The organism is Heyndrickxia coagulans DSM 1 = ATCC 7050 (assembly GCF_000290615.1).
GTDB classification, from domain to species: domain Bacteria; phylum Bacillota; class Bacilli; order Bacillales; family Bacillaceae_C; genus Weizmannia; species Weizmannia coagulans.
This window is the reverse complement of the sequence record NZ_ALAS01000088.1, coordinates 1-239: the sequence shown is the minus strand read 5'-3', so window position 1 is coordinate 239 and position 239 is coordinate 1. Positions and strand designations below refer to the sequence as shown.

Here is a 239-nt window from a genome sequence, read left to right as displayed (position 1 = left end):
CCAAACTTTCTGCATGGTCAACGCTTAAACCCAGTATTTCACGTGTATTCTTCTCTGTAATGGCAGTCGCAATATAAACAGCCTTTGATACGACCTTATGGTGCTCCCGTACTTTTATATACATGGCGTCCACAAACACATAAGGGTAATAGGTTGTATTCAACGGTCTCTCGGCCCAAGCATTCACAATGGGATCCAGTTTTTGCGTAAGGGAAGAGACAAACGACTTGGATACATTC

1 protein-coding gene is annotated in these 239 nt (G+C 43.1%); it reads right to left on the bottom strand.

The window, feature by feature from the left end; translation table 11 throughout:
* On the bottom strand, positions 1 to 239 hold a 239-nt coding region (locus IC21_RS03820; protein ID WP_035180514.1), incomplete at both ends, for an IS256 family transposase.